The 16,076-nt window shown below is 72.0% G+C and carries 20 protein-coding genes; 4 read left to right on the top strand and 16 right to left on the bottom strand.

Features of this window, described 5'->3' with window-relative positions; translation table 11 throughout:
- Positions 1-223 precede the first annotated feature (223 nt).
- The 6 genes from AB0383_RS07680 to AB0383_RS07705 form a co-directional block, all read right to left on the bottom strand.
- Positions 224-1,051, bottom strand: a complete 828-nt coding sequence (locus AB0383_RS07680; protein WP_366185862.1) for a MarR family transcriptional regulator — start codon at positions 1,049-1,051, stop codon at positions 224-226.
- 49 nt (positions 1,052-1,100) lie between these two features.
- Positions 1,101-1,895, bottom strand: coding sequence for a tryptophan synthase subunit alpha (gene trpA, locus AB0383_RS07685; protein ID WP_366185864.1), 795 nt, complete (start codon positions 1,893-1,895; stop codon positions 1,101-1,103).
- A complete protein-coding gene (trpB, locus tag AB0383_RS07690; RefSeq protein WP_366185866.1) occupies positions 1,892-3,112 on the bottom strand; it encodes a tryptophan synthase subunit beta in 1,221 nt (406 codons plus the stop codon). The genes trpA and trpB overlap by 4 nt, the downstream gene beginning before the upstream one ends.
- Positions 3,109-3,918, bottom strand: a complete 810-nt coding sequence (trpC, locus tag AB0383_RS07695; protein WP_364179432.1) for an indole-3-glycerol phosphate synthase TrpC — start codon at positions 3,916-3,918, stop codon at positions 3,109-3,111. The genes trpB and trpC overlap by 4 nt, the downstream gene beginning before the upstream one ends.
- 154 nt (positions 3,919-4,072) lie before the next feature.
- The gene (locus AB0383_RS07700) at positions 4,073-4,585 is read right to left on the bottom strand and encodes a Trp biosynthesis-associated membrane protein (RefSeq protein WP_364179613.1); all 513 of its coding nucleotides are present in this window, start codon (positions 4,583-4,585) and stop codon (positions 4,073-4,075) included.
- Between the two features lie 82 nt (positions 4,586-4,667).
- Positions 4,668-6,230, bottom strand: a complete 1,563-nt coding sequence (locus tag AB0383_RS07705; protein ID WP_364179434.1) for an anthranilate synthase component I — start codon at positions 6,228-6,230, stop codon at positions 4,668-4,670.
- A 96-nt stretch (positions 6,231-6,326) separates the two neighbouring features.
- On the opposite strand from AB0383_RS07705, the gene AB0383_RS07710 reads away from it, so the two are divergent.
- Positions 6,327-6,935, top strand: a complete 609-nt coding sequence (locus AB0383_RS07710; protein WP_220238031.1) for a TetR family transcriptional regulator — start codon at positions 6,327-6,329, stop codon at positions 6,933-6,935.
- Between the two features lie 10 nt (positions 6,936-6,945).
- On the opposite strand, the gene AB0383_RS07715 is transcribed toward AB0383_RS07710, so the two are convergent.
- The 9 genes from AB0383_RS07715 to AB0383_RS07755 form a co-directional block, all read right to left on the bottom strand.
- A complete protein-coding gene (locus tag AB0383_RS07715) occupies positions 6,946-7,740 on the bottom strand; it encodes a hypothetical protein (protein ID WP_364179437.1) in 795 nt (264 codons plus the stop codon).
- Complete coding sequence (locus tag AB0383_RS07720; protein WP_366185869.1) at positions 7,737-8,483, bottom strand: DUF3592 domain-containing protein; 747 nt, start codon at positions 8,481-8,483, stop codon at positions 7,737-7,739. The genes AB0383_RS07715 and AB0383_RS07720 overlap by 4 nt, the downstream gene beginning before the upstream one ends.
- On the bottom strand, positions 8,480-9,205 hold the full coding sequence (locus AB0383_RS07725; RefSeq protein WP_366185871.1) for a DUF3592 domain-containing protein: 726 nt from the start codon (positions 9,203-9,205) through the stop codon (positions 8,480-8,482). Before AB0383_RS07725 ends, AB0383_RS07720 begins: the two co-directional genes overlap by 4 nt.
- 945 nt (positions 9,206-10,150) lie before the next feature.
- The gene (locus tag AB0383_RS07730) at positions 10,151-10,603 is read right to left on the bottom strand and encodes a DUF3592 domain-containing protein (RefSeq protein ID WP_366185873.1); all 453 of its coding nucleotides are present in this window, start codon (positions 10,601-10,603) and stop codon (positions 10,151-10,153) included.
- 77 nt (positions 10,604-10,680) lie between these two features.
- Positions 10,681-11,043: a DUF1304 domain-containing protein gene (locus AB0383_RS07735; RefSeq protein ID WP_364179445.1), complete on the bottom strand. Its 363-nt coding sequence runs from the start codon at positions 11,041-11,043 to the stop codon at positions 10,681-10,683.
- The gene (hisI, locus tag AB0383_RS07740; protein ID WP_366185875.1) at positions 11,040-11,405 is read right to left on the bottom strand and encodes a phosphoribosyl-AMP cyclohydrolase; all 366 of its coding nucleotides are present in this window, start codon (positions 11,403-11,405) and stop codon (positions 11,040-11,042) included. Before hisI ends, AB0383_RS07735 begins: the two co-directional genes overlap by 4 nt.
- A complete protein-coding gene (hisF, locus tag AB0383_RS07745) occupies positions 11,402-12,175 on the bottom strand; it encodes an imidazole glycerol phosphate synthase subunit HisF (RefSeq protein ID WP_364179449.1) in 774 nt (257 codons plus the stop codon). The genes hisI and hisF overlap by 4 nt, the downstream gene beginning before the upstream one ends.
- A gap of 58 nt (positions 12,176-12,233) precedes the next feature.
- Positions 12,234-13,319, bottom strand: a complete 1,086-nt coding sequence (locus AB0383_RS07750; protein WP_366185877.1) for an FAD-dependent oxidoreductase — start codon at positions 13,317-13,319, stop codon at positions 12,234-12,236.
- Entirely contained in the window at positions 13,316-13,756 is a 441-nt protein-coding gene (locus AB0383_RS07755; protein ID WP_366185879.1) for a transcriptional regulator, read from the bottom strand. The genes AB0383_RS07750 and AB0383_RS07755 overlap by 4 nt, the downstream gene beginning before the upstream one ends.
- 78 nt (positions 13,757-13,834) lie before the next feature.
- Between AB0383_RS07755 and AB0383_RS07760 the strand changes: the two genes are divergently transcribed.
- The 3 genes from AB0383_RS07760 to AB0383_RS07770 are packed head-to-tail and all read left to right on the top strand — an operon-like array spanning position 13,835 to position 15,676.
- Positions 13,835-14,344, top strand: coding sequence for a SigE family RNA polymerase sigma factor (locus tag AB0383_RS07760; protein WP_366185881.1), 510 nt, complete (start codon positions 13,835-13,837; stop codon positions 14,342-14,344).
- A complete protein-coding gene (locus AB0383_RS07765) occupies positions 14,341-15,270 on the top strand; it encodes a hypothetical protein (RefSeq protein ID WP_366185883.1) in 930 nt (309 codons plus the stop codon). Before AB0383_RS07760 ends, AB0383_RS07765 begins: the two co-directional genes overlap by 4 nt.
- 19 nt (positions 15,271-15,289) lie before the next feature.
- A complete protein-coding gene (locus AB0383_RS07770) occupies positions 15,290-15,676 on the top strand; it encodes a PPOX class F420-dependent oxidoreductase (protein ID WP_366185885.1) in 387 nt (128 codons plus the stop codon).
- 25 nt (positions 15,677-15,701) lie between these two features.
- On the opposite strand, the gene AB0383_RS07775 is transcribed toward AB0383_RS07770, so the two are convergent.
- Entirely contained in the window at positions 15,702-16,043 is a 342-nt protein-coding gene (locus AB0383_RS07775) for a DUF1330 domain-containing protein (protein ID WP_366185887.1), read from the bottom strand.
- Positions 16,044-16,076: the final 33 nt, after the last annotated feature.

Below are 16,076 nucleotides of genomic sequence, written 5' to 3' on the forward strand. Positions count from 1 at the left end.
TGTCGATGTGGTCGGCCTGGTCGTCGCGCGCGACCTGGAACGCGTGGGCCGACGAGTAGTCCGTGCTGTTGGGACATGCGATGTGGTGCACGAGCACGCGGTAGAAACGAGCGCCGGGGAAGGTGGGTGAATGTCATGCCGCGAAGGGTCGGCGGTTGGTGTACATGATCCGTACAAATGGCAACCCGGCACAGCCCTCGCGCGCGCCGTCAGCCGCCGGTCGTCACTGCGACCCCGTGGCCGCCACCCTCGCGCTGAGGGGTTCGAGTGCGGTGATCAGCTCGTCGAGTTCGGCGGGCGAGAGGGTGTCATAGGGCGCGGCGGCGAGTTCGTCGGTGAGGGTTTCGATGCGGTGTTTGGTCTCGCGGCCGGCGTCGGTGAAGTGGCCGTCGGCGTCAACGAGGCCGCGGGAGCGCAGGCCGGACATGACCTCGGCCAGCCGTTTCTTCGGTAGGTGGTGGATGCGCCCGAACGACTCGGGCGGGTGGATGCCCAGGTCGAGCGCGGAGAGCACGTGGGCCTCCGCTCCGCCGATGCCCGCGGCGAGGAGGGCGGCGATGTGGCCGTCGCCGCGGTGTTCGCGAAGCATGGTCGCGGAGTGCCACAAGCGGGCGACGGGGTCGGTGGGCACAGGGAGGGCACGTACGCCGGCAAACATCATCCGGCCGGCGGTGGGCGCGTTCTGCGCGGCCTGGGTGGTCAGGTCGGCGGCGCGCACCAGGCCCGGGGACGCGGCCAGCTCGTCGCCGAGGATCCGCCGCAGGGACGCCGCGCTGCCGCGCTGCCGAGCGGCGACGGAGGCCTCGGGCGGGATCGTCTCCCACGCGCTCGGGATGTGCCGCTCGACCTCGCCGTCGGCGAAGTTGTAGAAGGCCGCGTGCACGACCTGCGCCGGCACGCGCCCCAGCGGTGCGGCGCGGCTGGCGAAGTAGCCGTCCCAGTAGGTGCGGTGGCCGAGTGCGGCCAGCTCCTCGTTGCACTCGTCCGACAAGAACGTGACCAGGCAGATCGGCTCCAGGAGCTCGAACATGCGACGGGCGATGCGGGCCATGGCCCGCATCCTGCCAGCGACCGCGCGCCCGCAGAGCCGAATGCCGAAATCAGGCCCGGGCCGGAGCCCGGCGCACGCCTTCCGCGAGCTCCTCCGCGAGCTTCCGCACCCCGTCGACACTGCCCTCGGCCGCGGCCGTGACCAGCGCGGACCCGACGATCACCGCGTCGGCGAAACCGGCCACCTGGGCCGCCTGGCCGCCGGAGCGGACGCCGAGGCCGACGCCGATCGGCAGGTGCGTGTGGGCCCGCGTGCGGCGGACCAGGTCCTCCGCGTGCACGCCCACCGCGTCGCGGGCGCCCGTGACGCCCATGACCGCCGTGGCATAGACGAAGCCGGACGACGCCGCGGTGGTGAGCGCCAGGCGCTCCTCCGACGACGACGGCGCCACCAGGAAGATCCGGTCCAGACCGTGGGTCTCGGACGCGGCCGTCCACTCGGCGGCCTCGTCGGGGATCAGGTCCGGCGTGATCATGCCCAGCCCGCCCGCAGATGCAAGGTCGCGCGCGAAGCGGTCCACGCCGTAGCGGTGCACGGGGTTCCAGTACGTCATGACCACGGCCTTGCCGCCGCGCGCCGACACCGACTCGACGACCTCGAAGAGCCGCTTGAGCTTGAACCCGCCGGCCAGAGCCGACTCGGCGGCGGCCTGGATCGTGGGCCCGTCCATCACCGGGTCGGAGTACGGCACGCCGATCTCGAGCAGGTCCGCACCGCCGTCGATGGTGGCGGCCAGCAGGTCCTTCGAGCCGTCGACCGACGGGAATCCGGCGGGCAGGTAGCCGACCAGCGCGGCCCGGCCTTCCGCCCGCGTTGCCGCGAACAGGTCGTCGAGCGCGCTCACTGGTCCTCCCCGTCCACGAGGCCGAACCACTTGGCCGCGGTGTCCATGTCCTTGTCGCCGCGCCCCGAGAGGTTCACGACGATGAGGCCCTCGGGCCCGAGCTCACGGCCGAGCATCAGGGCGCCGGCCAGCGCGTGGGCCGACTCGATCGCCGGGATGATGCCTTCGGTGCGCGAGAGCAGCCGGAACGCGTCCATGGCCTCGGCGTCGGTGACCGGGCGGTACTCGGCGCGGCCGGAGTCCTTGAGCCACGCGTGCTCCGGGCCGACGCCCGGGTAGTCGAGCCCGGCCGAGATGGAGTGCGACTCCACCGTCTGGCCGTCCTCGTCCTGCAGCAGGTACGACATCGCGCCGTGCAGGTTGCCCGGGCTGCCCTTGGTGAGCGTGGCGCCGTGGCGATTGCCGTCGATGCCCTCGCCACCCGGCTCGAGGCCGACCAGCCGCACCGACGGGTCGTCGTAGAAGCCGGAGAAGATGCCGATGGCGTTGGACCCGCCGCCGACGCACGCGGCGACGACGTCGGGCAGCCGGCCGGTCTGCTCCAGGATCTGCTCGCGCGCTTCCTCGCCGATGACCTTGTGGAAGTTGCGCACCATCATCGGGAACGGGTACGGGCCCGCGGCGGTGCCGAAGATGTAGTGCGTGGTCTCGGAGTTGGTCACCCAGTCGCGCAAGGCCTCGTTGATCGCGTCCTTGAGCGTGCGGGACCCGGTCTTGACCGAGACGACCTCGGCGCCGAGCAGCTTCATGCGCGCGACGTTGAGCGACTGGCGCTCGGTGTCCACCTCGCCCATGTAGACCAGGCATTCGAGGTCCAGCAACGCGCACGCGGTGGCCGTGGCCACGCCGTGCTGGCCCGCGCCGGTCTCGGCGATCACGCGCTTCTTGCCCATGCGCTTGGTGAGCAGCGCCTGGCCGAGCACGTTGTTGATCTTGTGCGAACCGGTGTGGTTGAGGTCCTCGCGCTTGAGGAACACCCGCGCGCCCCCGGCGTGCTCACCGAAGCGCTTGGCCTCGGTCAGCAACGACGGCCGGCCCGCGTAGTCCTTGAGCAGGCGGCGCAGCTCACCGGTGAACTCCGGGTCGCGGCGCGCCTTCTCGTACTCGGCCGCGACCTCGTCGACGACGCCGATCAGCGCTTCAGGCATGAACCGGCCGCCGTACGGGCCGTAGTAGCCGCGCTCGTCCGGGTCGTGCTTGCTGTGCTCTTCGGTCACCGCGACGGCCTCGGGCAGGCGGGGTGCGAACCGGCGGTGACGAGCTTCACCAGCGCGCCCTTCGGGTCGCCGGAGGCCACCAGGCCTTCGCCGACCAGCACGGCGTCGGCACCCTGGCCGGCGTAGGACATCAGGTCGCCGGGGCCGCGGACGCCGGACTCGGCGACCTTGAACACCTCGAACGGCAGCCCCGGGGCGAGGCGGGAGAACACGTCCCGGTCGACTTCCAGCGTGTGCAGGTTGCGGGCGTTGACGCCGATCACCTGAGCACCGGCCTCGAGGGCGCGGTCGGCCTCTTCGGCGTTGTGGATCTCCACGAGGGCGGTCATGCCGAGCGACTCGACGCGGTCGAGCAGCGCGGCCAGAGCGTTCTGCTCCAACGCGGCGACGATCAGCAGCACCATGTCCGCGCCGTGCAGGCGCGCCTCGTGCACCTGGTACGGGCTGACGATGAAGTCCTTGCGCAGCACGGGAACGTCGACGGCCGCGCGCACGGCGTCGAGGTCGGCGAGCGACCCGCCGAAGCGGCGCTGCTCGGTGAGCACGCTGATCACGCGCGCGCCGCCGTCCTCGTAGTCCTTGGCCAGGGAAGCGGGGTCGGCGATCGGGGCGAGGTCGCCCTTGGAGGGGCTGCGCCGCTTCACCTCGGCGATCACGCCGATACCCGACTCACGCAGGGCGGCCATCACGTCTCGGGGCGCCGGGGCCTTGGCCGCGCGGGCCTTCAGCTCGTCGAAGGGCAAGACGGACTCGCGCACGGCGAGGTCCTCCCGCACACCGGCGACGATGTCTTCGAGCACGCTCACCGGGCGCACCCGCCCGTCGGCGAATTCATCGATCCCATCGCAAGTTCGCTCACAAAAACCTTCCCCTTCCCGCCGAAACGATGCTAACCCCCACTCGAAGACCGGCCCGTTCCGGGTGCACGCCTTGCTCCGAATGCGCTTCGGTATCCGGCGCTCACCTGCTCGCGGTGGGGTCCTCACCCTCGGAAAGCGCCTCCCACAGCTCGATGTCCGGATCACGCTTGGCACGCTGGGCGCCCGGCGCCGCGTACCGGGTGCCGAGCCGCCGCGCGGCGCCCGCGCCCTTGACCGCGACCAACCCCGCGACGACGAGAAGAATTCCGCCCAGCACGGCCAGACCGCGGCCGAGAAGCATCTCGGTGACGGGCAATCCGGGCGCCCAGCCGCTGAACTTGACGCCGTTCACGCCGGTCCAGACGCCCGCGAGGCCCGCCAGCGCCAGCACCACGCCCAGGATCCGCCGCGCCCAGCCGCCGGTGGCGATCACGCCCGCGACACCGGCCAGCGCCAGCAACGCCAGCGGCACAAGCGCCGTGGCCCGCTGCTCGCCGTCTTCGGTGTAGAGCTGCGTACCGAGCACGCCGCCGTCGCGGAACTCGGCGAACCACGCGAGCTTGGAGGCGCCCCACAACGCGAGCGCGCCCAGCAACAGGCCGACGAGGATCATCCACAGTGGACGGCGCGAGGGCTTGGCCTCGGTCTGTACCGGCTCGGACTGCCGCGGGCCCGCTGGTTCCGGCTCTCCCTGCTCAGACACCGGCGGAGTCCTCGGCCGGATCGAGCTCGCCCGCGGGGACCATGGTCTGGGCCGCCGCGACGGCCGAGAGCACCGTGCGCGCCTTGTTGAGCGACTCGGTGTCCTCGTAGTCGGCCACGGAATCGGCGACCACGCCGCCGCCGGCCTGGACGTAGGCGACGCCGTCGCGCATCAGGGCGGTGCGGATGGCGATGGCCGTGTCGGCGTCGCCCGCGAAGTCGAGATAGCCGACGACGCCGCCGTACAGGGCCCGGCGCACCGGCTCGAGCTCCTCGATCAGCTGCATCGCGCGCACCTTGGGCGCGCCCGAGAGCGTGCCGGCCGGGAAGCAGGCGGTGACCGCGTCGAACGCCGTCTTGCCCTCGGCCAGCTCACCGGTGACCGTGGAAACGATGTGCATCACGTGGCTGTAGCGCTCGATCTGGAAGAAGTCGACCACGTGCACGCTGCCGGGGCGGCAGACCTTGCCCAGGTCGTTGCGGCCGAGGTCGACGAGCATGAGGTGCTCGGCGCGCTCCTTCTCGTCGGCCAGCAGATCTTTGGCCAGCTGCGCGTCCTCCTCTGGGTCGGCGCCGCGCCAGCGCGTGCCCGCGATGGGGTGCGTGGTCGCTCGGCCGTCGCGCACGGTGACCAGCGACTCGGGGCTGGAGCCGACGATGTCGAAGCCCTCCAGTCGCAGCAGGTACATGTACGGGCTGGGGTTGGAGGTGCGCAGCACGCGGTAGACGTCGAGCGCGTCGGCACCGGTCTCGATCTCAAAGCGTTGCGAGGGCACGACCTGGAACGCTTCGCCGGCCTTGATCGCTTCCACGGCCTTGTCGACGGCGGCGTGGAAGTCTTCCTTCGTGCGGCGGCGCTTGAACTCCGGCGCCGGCCGGTCGAACGTCGCGACGGTGGGCGGCGCCGGCACGCGCAGCTGCTCGGTCATCGCCGACAGGCGCTCCAGCGCGCTGTCGTAGGCCGCGTCCACGCGCTCGGGCGAGTCGTCCCAGTTGACCGCGTTGGCGATCAGCGTAACGGTGCCCTCGTGGTGGTCGAACGCCGCGAGGTCGGTGGCCAGGAGCATGGTCAGCTCGGGGATGTCGAGGTCGCGCTCGGCGAGCTCGGGCAGCTTCTCCAGCCAGCGCACGGCGTCGTAGCCGATGTAGCCCACCATGCCGCCGGTCAACGGCGGCAGGCCCGGCAGCGGCTCGGTGTGCAGCGCCTCGACGGTGGCGCGCAGCACCTGCAGCGGGTCGCCTTCGGTGGGCAGGCCGACGGGCGGCGTGCCGGTCCACACGGCCTTGCCGTCGCGCACGGTCAGCGCGGCCGGGCTGCGCACGCCCACGAACGACCAGCGCGACCACGATTTGCCGTTCTCCGCCGACTCGAACAGGAACGTGCCGGGCCGGTCGGCGCCGAGCTTGCGGTAGATCCCGAGCGGGGTCTCCCCGTCGGCGAGGACCTTGCGCACCACGGGGATCACGCGGCGGCCTTCGGCGAGGGCGCGGAACTCGGCGCGCGAGGGGCTGACCGGGCCGGGCCCGGTGGATTTGCCGGCTGCTGAGCTGACCATGCGCCCCATTGTGCCGCGCGGGCCTCGGCGGACCTTGGGCGGCCCTTGAATTCAGCACCTGTTGAATTCAAGGGGGCGACGAGTCATAGTGGACCCGTGAGCACCGAAGACACTACCTCCCGCAGGCGCGGCCGCCGGCCCGCCGGGCAGGACACCCGGACGGCCTTGATCGAGGCCGCGCGCGCGGTGTTCGCGGAACACGGCTACGAACGCGCCACCGTGCGCGCGATCGCCGCGCGCGCGGGCGTCGACGCGGCCATGGTCAACCACTGGTTCGGCGGCAAGGAGGGCCTGTTCGCCCAGGCCGTGCTCGAGCTGCCGTTCTCCCCGCACGAACTGCTCGCGACCCTGCGCGACGGCCCCGACGACAAGCTGGGTGAACGGATCGTCCGCGTCTTCGTCACCCGCTGGGACGGCGCCGGCGGCGACACGTTCCAGGCCCTCATCCGCAGCGTCGCGGGCCACGAACTGGCTGCGACCGTGCTGCGGGACTTCTTCTCGCTGTTCTTCGCCGAGGTGATCGGCCACATCGGCTCCGACCAGCCCGGGCTGCGGACCACGCTGTGCGCCTCGCAGGTCGTAGGACTCGGCATGGTCCGCTACATCGCCCGCTTCGAGCCGATCGCGTCGGCCGAGGTCGAAACGCTCGTCACGGCGATCGCGCCGAATTTGCAGCGGTATTTGACGGGGGATCTCGGGCTTTAGGGCTTGGGCTTCAGGTCCAGCGCGGGGACACCGCCTGCACCACGACCGCGCCGGTGCCCGGAACGAGCAGCACCATGTGAGCACCTTCTCCGGCGAGGAAGCCGCTGCGCCGTCCGGTGCCGAAGCGCGCGTACTCGCGGGTCAGCCCACGGGCCGGGCGCAGCCGCAGGCGGGTGCGGTCGCCGAAGGTGGCTCGGACGACGCCGGGCTCACCGAAGTCGAACCGCGCCGCACGCCACCCGGTTCGTCGGACCGCGCTGCGGCGGCGCCACCACGACGCGGCGAGCCCGAGCCCCGTGGGGACGCCGGCGAGCCCGACCGCGATCAGCGCGCTGGCGAAGGTGGCCGCGACCGGGTCGATCTCGTAGTCGGCCGCGTCCCACGCGCCGGCGGGCGCGCCCTCGTCATAGGTCACGTCGATCCGGTCGCCGACGCTACGGACCTCCTCGGTCCGTTGCGCCATGACGGTGGTGTACTCGCCGCCCGGGCCCTGGTACCGCACCTCGAAGTACTTGTCGCCGGCCCACACGACGAGCGCGGAGGCCGTGAAGGTGGCCGCGTCGCCGCGCACCGCCTCTTCCGCTCTGCCGAGCGCCTGGACACCGCCCACCAGCACCCCGACGCACACGATCGCTCCCACGATCGCCTCCACCGCCCGGCGCGTCAGCCGGGCGACCGCCGCCTCGCCACCGTCGGGCGTGGCATCCGGTCCCGGCGGGAGCCACGGCTCACCGTCGCCGGGCGTTCCGCGGACCACTGGCCACCTCGGCTCACCGCGCTGCTTCTTGCCCACCGGACGCTTCATCGGACCGAACCTGACGTCGGCCGGACGAGGATCGGGCAGGGGCGGGTTCCGCACGCGAGCATCAGGACCGTGGCCGTGCCCTCGCCGCCCACCCAGGCCTGGTTGTGTTCGAGGCGCTGGAGGAAGGCGTAGCGGCCGGGCACCATCGCGAGGGTGCGGACTCCCTGCCGCCCGTTGCCGCGGCACTTCAGGACCAGCCGCTGGTGCGCGTCGACGGGGTTCGCCGCGATGAGGGTGGCGGGGATCCAATGCGTACGCCGGGCGGCCCGGCACCGGCGAACCCAGCGCACCGCGTACACCGTGCACCACGGGCAGAGGCCCAGTGCGACGAGTGCCGGGGAGATGAGGCCCCATTTCCAGGCGTCACTGTGGTTGCGTTCTTCGAGCGTCCGCACGTGCCGAGGGTCGATCGGGTCGTAGTACAGCCAGACCAGATCACCCACGTGGTAAGCCAGCCCGGAGTCGCGGTTGACCACGGCTTGCCGGGGCGTGACGCCGACGGTGTAGCCCACCGTGATGGTCGGCGTGCCGCGGCGCGGGTCCTCGACGCCGACCACGTGGCCGACCACGCGCATTCCGCTGACGAGCAGGGCGTCGGCCGCAGCGTCGAGCGCGACCATCCCGAGTACCGCCGAGGTCAGCACGAGCAGCCACAGGACCGCACCGGTGATCGATCGCCACGATCGCTTGCACAGCGCACGATTCCAGGCGATCACGTCGGTTTCGAGGGCGTCGCCGGTCATCGGTGGGCTCGCCGGCGTGAGCCACGCGGCACGCGCAGCGGGATCGCGTACGGCCCCGGGGTGCGGGGTCCGCGCGGCAGCGTGAGGACGAAGTCGCGGCCGGAGCCGGCGACGTGCCCCTCGACCGGACCGCCGCGCAGGAACGAGTAGCGGCCGCGCACCGCCGCGACGGTCCGCACGACCAGCATGGCGCCACCGCGGAAGTCGAGGCGCAGCAACTGATAGCCACTTGAGGAGCCGACTACCGTCGCCGTCGCGGGCTGCCACCCGTCGCGCCGCGCGGCCTTGCGCCGGCGGGCCCAGCCCACGCCGAACGTCACCATCCACGGCCAGGCGAACAACGCGACGACAAGCGGGAACACGAAGACCCCCATCCACCGGTCGTCGAGGTTCCGCTCGTCGGCGGTCCGCATGTCCTGCGGGTCGGCCGGGTCGTAGTACACGCGGACGCGATCGCCTTCGACGTACGCGCGGTCGGAATCGCGGCTGACGACGGCCTGTTCGAGGGCGTCGCCGACCGGGTAGTCCACCGTGATGGTGGGCGTACCGCGCCGGGCGAACGGGTCGTACACGCCGACCACCTGCCCGGTCACCTCGGCGCCGTATTCCAGGAGCCGGTCCGCGTGGCTGTTCAGCACCGCGATCCCCACGAAGGAACCGGGCAGCACCAGGAACCAGAGCACCGCGGCCACGATCGCCCGCCGGAACCGACGGCGCAGCAAGCGTTCCCGCTCCGCGGCGGCAACTCCGGCGCCCTCGTGCTGCTTCTGTTCGCGCCGACTGCGTGGCTTTCGTCGTGCCGGGCCGGTTCGGGCTAGGAGAGGTTCGTCGTCCTGCTTGTCCGGGCTGTCGCCGTGGTCCCTAGATCCATCAGCAGAGGGTACGACCGGGAAATCCTGTGCCACCAGGGAAAAGCTGCGATGCAGAACACCGAGGGGGAAGGCAACCGAGAGTGCCGGTCGAGCGTGTTGACGGTCCCCCCTCAGCGGCGTGAATCGAACGCTCGCAAGGCCACCACACGCGGCCCGCACGGCGGGAACCGGTTGGCAGCACCAGAACGAACCGGCGGCCCGACCCCGCGACCTTCGCGCCGGCCCGGCGATTTCCCTCAGGAGGCAAGCGCGTCAGCGACGTCGTGCGGGGGACCACCCGAAAGCCGCCGACGGTGAAGCGGACGACCTGCGCGCGGTCGTCGGGGTCGTGGGCTTGGACGCGGACGGGCCGCCAACCGTCACGCGGTTCGAGGCCGTCTCGTCCGCATCGAGGCTCATCGTCCGGCCGGCCATCGTGATCCGCGCGGGACGCGCAGGGGGATGACGTACGGCCCCTTCACGTGGTGCGGCAGTGCGAGGACGAGACGGCGGCCTTCGCCGGAGACCCACGCTTCGACCGGCCCGTTGCGGAGGAAGGAGTAGCGCCCGCGCAGCGCCGCCACGGTGCGGGCGGCGAGCCGCCCGCCATCGGGAAAGTCGAGGCGCAGGAGCTGGTAGCCGCCCGAGGAGTCGAAAACGACGGCGGTGACGGGTTCCCAGCCTGACTTGCGGGCCCGCCCAGCCAGGCGGGGCGGTCGGTGTAGGTGCGCAGGAAGCGGGCGCCGTGGGTGGACGGCACGGCGCGCAGGCGCACGGCCCCGCCGGAAAGCAGGTGCACGTGCAAGTACGGCGGGTTCACGCCACGGCCGGTGCGGGGCGCGAGGACGACGGTGGCTGTGCCCTCGTGCCAGCCGTGCGGCGCACGGCGCGGGAGCGGCGGGACCAGCCGACAGCGCCCGTCGCGGCAACCAAAAAGCACAGCAGGACCAGACCGACGCCGATCCAGGCGAAGTCGACGCCGTTCTCGCTCAGGCCGGTTTCTGTGGTCGTGCGGGCGCGCCCAGGGTCGGCCGGGTCGAAGACCACCGTGACGCGTTCGCCTGGGGTGTAGGCGGCCGTCGAGCTGCGGTCGATGCGTTCGGTCACCAGCCGGCCATCGGCGCGGAAGGACACGTCGATCCAGCGCGTGCCCTTCGGCGGCGTGGCGACGGAAACGACCGTCCCCGGCACGCGGGTGCCGGTCGTCAGCAGGGTGTCCGCCGAGTGGAGGACGCCCAGCACGGCGACCAAGCCGGCCGCCAGAGCCAAGCACCACAGCCCCGCGAGCGCCCACGCCCGCGAGGCGACGGCACGCAGCCGCCGCGTCTCGCGGGTCAGGTCGGCAGTCAGCGTGCCAGCAGCACGAACGCCAGCGCGAGGACGCCCGGCACCACCTGCACCAGCAGGATCCGCTTCGAGGCCGTCGCGGCGCCGTACAGGCCGGCGACGATCACGCAGGCCAGGCCGTAGAGCTTGAACTGGAAGCCCGTCGGGTCGGTCGCGATGAGTCCCCAGATCAGGGCCGCCGCGAGGAAACCGTTGTAGAGCCCCTGGTTCGCGGCGAGCGCCTTGCTCTCCTGTGCGAACGCCTCGGTGGTGCCGAACGCCGCGCGGGCGCGCGGGGTCGTCCAGAGGAACATTTCGAGCACCACGATGTAGACGTGGATGAGGGCGACCAGCCCCACCAGCACGTTCGCGACAACCGTCACGGGGTGTTCTCACTCTCGTCGGCGAGGAGCACGCGCTCCGCGGAGTCGAAACAGGTGTGGGTGCCCGTGTGGCAGGCCGGGCCGGTCTGGTCCACGCGCAGGAGCACTGTGTCACCGTCGCAGTCGATCCGCACTTCGCGGACGTGCTGGACGTGGCCCGAGGTCTCACCCTTGACCCACAGTTCCTTGCGGCTGCGGGACCAGTAGGTCGCGCGCCGGGTGGTGAGGGTGGATTCCAGGGCCTCGTCGTTCATCCAGGCCATCATCAGCACGTCGGACGTCGAGTGCTCCACGACGACGGCCGCGATCAGGCCGTCGGCGTTGCGCTTGAGCCGCTGGGACAGGTCTGCGTCGAGGGTCATCGGACGACGACCCCGCCTTCGCGCAGGGCGCCCTTGACGTCGCCGATCTTCAGCTGTCCGAAGTGGAACACGCTCGCGGCGAGCACCGCGTCGGCGCCGGCCTCCACGGCGGGCAGGAAGTGGCCGACGGCGCCCGCGCCGCCGCTGGCGATCACCGGCACGCGCACCGCGCGGCGGACCATCTCGATCAGGGAGATGTCGAAGCCGGACTTGGTGCCGTCGGCGTCCATCGAGTTGAGCAGGATCTCGCCGACGCCCAGCTCCTCGCCGCGCGCGGCCCACTCGACCGCGTCGATGCCCGTGCCGCGGCGCCCACCGTGGGTGGTCACCTCGAAGCCCGACGCCGTCGGCTCGCCGCCCTCGGGCACGCGCCGCGCGTCGACCGACAGCACGATGCACTGGGCCCCGAACCGGCGCGACGCCTCGCGCAGCAGCTCCGGACGCGCGATCGCGGCCGTGTTGATGCTCACCTTGTCCGCGCCCGTGCGCAGCAGGCGGTTGACGTCGTCGTTGGAGCGCACACCGCCGCCGACGGTCAGCGGGATGAAGACCTGCTCGGCCGTGCGGCGGACCACGTCGAAGGTGGTCTCGCGGTTGCCCGACGACGCGGTGACGTCGAGGAAAGTCAGCTCGTCGGCGCCTTCGTGGTCATACAGCCGGGCCAGCTCCACCGGGTCGCCGGCGTCGCGCAGATCGGCGAAGTTGACGCCCTTCACCACGCGACCCGCGTCGACGTCCAGACACGGGATCACCCTCACCGCCACAGCCATGCCACCAGCGTAGCCGTCCACCTGCGACGGTCTGCCCGCCCGGTCGGCGCGGAAGCGGTCAGAGGACGGGCGGAGTCCAGTCCCACAAGGGCGCGGCCTGGCGCCGGATCACCGACGCGGGCATCAGCGGCACGGTCACCGCCAGCAGCGCGTGCAGCCACCACGCCGACGCCGTGTCGGCCATGGCCTTGCTGCGCGCCTGCTTCGTGACGTACGCCGCACGCGGGCGGCGCGCGGCGTCGTATGCGGCGAGCGCCTCGGGCACGGGGTGGGCCCGCAGCGATGCGGCGAGGACCACGGCGTCCTCGATCGCCTGGCAGGCGCCCTGGCCGAGATCCGGCGGCACGGCGTGAGCCGCGTCACCGAGCAGCGCGACGCGTCCGCTCGTGAACGCGGGCAGCGGGTCGAGGTCGAGGATGTCGTTGTGCAGCACGGCCTCCGGCCGCGTCGCCGCCACGAGCTCACGGGCCTCGGCCGGCCAGTCCGCCACGCGGCGGGTCACCTCGGCGTGCTCGCTCGGGTAGCGCACGCCGGGCGTGGACTCGGCGGCGCCGAGGGCCCAGCACGCGCGGTCGCCGAGCAGCGGGTGGACCATGAAGTACGCGCCGCGGCCCATCGTGAAGCTGCCGCGCACCGGCGGCGCCGCACTCGGTTCGGTGACGCCGCGCCAGGCCGTGTAGCGAAACCCTGGTTCGGGGGCGGCAGGGAAGAGCCGGCAGCGAAATCCACTGTGGACACCGTCGGCCGCCACGATCACGTCCGCGTCCACTTCGGATGGATCAGTTACTTCAATTCCCGTGCGCACCAAGGTTTCCGGCAGCTCTGCCAGCAAAGCCGAGTGCAGCTCCGCGCGGTGGAACGCGGCGAGCGGCTCGTCCCGCCCCTCCCGGAACCGGCGCAGGAACCGGCCCGACGACGTCCGCAGTGTGCCCGTGACCTGCGACGGCGCCGAGTGCTTCCGCACCCGCTCCCCGATCCCCAGCGCGTCGAGCGCCCGCATCGCGTTGGGCGCCAAGGAGAGCCCGGCCCCGATCTCCCGCAGCTCGGGCGCGCGCTCCAGCACCGTGACCTCGTACCCTGTTCGGCGCAACGCGATCGCGGCCGTCAGCCCGCCGATCCCGCCGCCCACCACCACGACCTTCACTTCGGCTCACCGGCTTCCGCCAACGCCTCGGCCAGCCACGCGAACGCCGCGTCGGCATTGCGCACGCGCGCCGCCCGGGCGCCGTCGCGTTCGAGCAGCTCGATGCCGGCGTTCGTGATGTCGCGGAACGAGCCCAGCGTGGCGATGCGGCGGCGGATCACGCGTTGCCACGCGTCGTCGTCCACGCGGTAGTAGGCGGTGCGCTCGCCGCGCCCGAGCCGTTTGCCGACCAGCCCGGCGTCGAGCAGCAGCCGCAGGTTGGTCGTGAGCGACGCGCGGCTCGCGCCCACTGCCCCGGCCAGCTGCGCCGCCGACTGCTCCGGCGGGTCGCACGCCATCAGCCAGCCGAGCACGCGCCCGGCGATCGGCGGCAGGCCGTACTCCTGCGTGAGGAAACCCGCGACCCGCTCGACCCACTCGAGCACCTCGTCGTCCATACGCGTCAGCATAGGCTAGTCATCACTGAAATTCGCTCGGAATGCATCAGAACGGGCCCCTCGCGCGTCTGAGAGAGCGTGACCACCAGCTTCGACGAGTTCGTGGCGGAACGCCTCGACGGACTCCTGCGCTACGCGACCGTCCTCACCGACGATCCGCACCTGGCGCAGGACATCGTGCAGGACGTGCTGCTGCGGGCCCAGGAGCGCTGGGCGAAGATCGACTCACCGCCCACCTACGTGCGCCGGATGGTCACCAACGAGTACCTGTCCTGGCGGCGGCGCGCGGTCCGGCGCGTGGTGCCGTCGAGCCACGAGGTGCTCGACGCGATCAGCCCGCCGGCGGCCGACCCGTCGGCGGCCTACGACGAGCGCGACGAGATGCTGGCCCGCCTTGCGACGCTGCCGCGCAAGCAGCGCGCGGCGCTGGTGCTGCGCTACTACGAGAACTACTCCGACGAGGAGATCGGCGCCGTCCTCAGATGCGCCACCTCCACCGTGCGGAGCCAGATCTCGCGCGCGCTCGCGACCCTGCGCGCCACGGCGTACCCCTTGCCCACCGCCCTGACCACCGGAGCCGGAGAATGAGCCAGCCCGCCCGCGACACCGAGACGCTGCTGCGTGACAGCCTCGAACGACTCGCCGAACGCGCTCCCGACGGTCATGAGGTCCGCAACGCGCTGGTCCGTGCCCGCCAGGCGAGGCGCAGGCGGCCGAGGTTGGCGTTGGTGGCGGTGGCCGCCGCGGTGGTCGCGGTGACTGTCGGGGTGTCGGTCGTGGCCACGTGGCCCTCGCGGGTGCCGCCTGCCGCGGGTGAGCCGGTGCTGGGGTATACGCCTGGGTGGTTGCCTGACGGGTTCACGGAGCAGTACCGATCGGCCGGGCCGGAAACGGTGCCGCAGGTGCGCCGGTGGTTCGCCGGGCCGAGCCGGATCGAGCTGTCGGCGTTTTCGACGAAGGTTCCCGAGTGGTCCGCGACCGCGCTGCGCATCGCCGCGGTGCGTGACCAGGTGCTGGTGCACGGGCGGGTCGCGATGCTGACCGGGTCCGCGACGTCGGCGGAGCTGACTTGGTCGCCTGATGACACCCATGTGCTGCGGGCCGAGGTCGATGCGGTGCCGTCGGCGAAGGCGGTCGCGCAGCGGATCGCGGAGGGCGTTTCGAAGAGCATGCCTATCCCGATTCGGGGGGAGGCGCGGTTCGGGCCGCTGCCGGCCGGGCTTCGGGAGACGGCGACGACGGTGAGCGGGATGAGTGCCGGGGAAGCGACGACGACGCTGGAGGCCGGGCCCGTGCGGGTCACAGTGGGGGCGGCGTCGCCTGGTCTTGGCGGGTCGGTCCCGATCACGGTCCGCGGTGTCCCCGGCGCCGCCGCGGCGGACCTGGTCACCGTGCGCTTGGCCACCGGCCGCTGGCTCACCGTTTCCGGCAAGGTGCCGCGCGCCGAACTGGTCGCGGTCGCCGGCGCCGTGGTGGTTGATCCGTCGCCTGACTACGGCTGGATCGGGTCCTGAATCCGGCTACTGTGGACACATGCCTACCGAGCTGGACCGGTTTGACGGTGAGAAGTATGTCGTGCTCACCACGTTCCGCCGGGATGGGCGGGCTGTCCCCACCGCCGTGTGGTTCGGCCTCGACGGCGACGAGCTGCTGGTCTATTCCGAGCGGAAGGCGGGGAAGGTCAAGCGGATTCGGAACAGTGGGCGGGTGGAGGTCCAGGCCAGCGACGTCCGCGGCCGCACCCACGGCCCGACGGCCGCCGGCACCGCCCGGCTGCTCGACGACGCCGGCACCGAGCGCGTGCGAAAGGCGATTCGGCACCACTACCCCTTGGTGGGACCGGTGTCGATGTTCTTCAGCAAGCTCCGCGGCGGCCCGCAGCGCACGATCGGGATCGCCGTGAAACTCGACGAAGGCTGAGTGCCCCGGCAAGGCCTCGCACCACTCACCGGGCGCTGTTCAGCCCCGCGGCCAGCTTCGCCGGGTCGTGCTCCGGATCGACGCCCTCGATCAGCACCACATCAGCCACCAGGTGGTCGGTGCGCAGCGGCAGGATCTCGCGATAGTCGCGCGAGTCGTACCAGCCCCGGGCCCGGCCCAGATCCGGGAAGGCGATCACGACGATCGGCCCCGGCCACACCCCCTCGACGACCTGCGCTTGTGCTCCGTGCACCAGGAACCGGCCCCCGAACGGGTCCAAAGTGGACTGGATGCGCCGCAGGTACTCACCCACTGCGGGGTGGATCACACCAGGCTGGCGAAGGTGGGCGATGGCGTAGGCGGTCATGTGTGTCTCCTCGGTCGGATCGACCCCTGTCGA

This window comes from Amycolatopsis sp. NPDC051373, assembly GCF_040689465.1.
Classification (GTDB): Bacteria; Actinomycetota; Actinomycetes; order Mycobacteriales; family Pseudonocardiaceae; genus Amycolatopsis.